This is a genomic window from Paenarthrobacter sp. PPS72 (genome assembly GCF_048537125.1).
Taxonomy (GTDB): Bacteria; Actinomycetota; Actinomycetes; order Actinomycetales; family Micrococcaceae; genus Arthrobacter; species Arthrobacter nitroguajacolicus_E.
In genome coordinates this window covers 418-929 of sequence record NZ_JBLYIE010000031.1, presented here as the reverse complement: position 1 = coordinate 929, position 512 = coordinate 418, and the positions used below count along the sequence as shown (strand labels likewise).

Annotated in this window: 1 protein-coding gene; it reads right to left on the bottom strand. The window is 66.0% G+C overall.

The features are described from left to right. Positions 1-512: transposase family protein (locus tag ACLRGI_RS23420; protein WP_503827039.1), on the bottom strand; the 512-nt coding region annotated here is incomplete at both ends.

The window sequence follows — 512 nt, the reverse complement described above, 5'->3', positions numbered from 1 at the left end:
CGATGCTCGCCAGGACCAGCCACGCGGCGTTGGCGGTGAACTTTCCCGAGGGTAAGTGGGCGAGGGCGCTGTCTTTGAGGTCCGCGTTGACCTGCTCGATGATGGCGTGCTGGCGGTGGGTTTTGTCCGCCGTGACGGCGTCCAGGGCGGTGGTGGTGAAGAAGGCGTGGAAGCGGTGGGTGTCGAACAGGGTCTGTTGGCCCGCGCCGGCTTGGGCGTTCAGTTCCGGGATCCGGCGCACGATCAGGCGCCCGTGGATGCGTTCGGCTTTCTTCCGGCCCACGAAAGCTGTGAAGTCGGTTTCGGCGACTTCCGCTGAGGAAATCCAGGCCCCGGTGGTTTCATCGCGGACCGCGTCGGTGTACTCGATGGTGGTCCAGGCCTTCTCAGCGATGGTGGCGATGGCGCGTTTGACGGCCGGGTCCATCCGGACGGTAATGGACACTTTCGCCCCGGCCCGCTGGGCAGCGGCGACGACCGCGTGACCATAAAACGCACTGTCGGCACGCAGC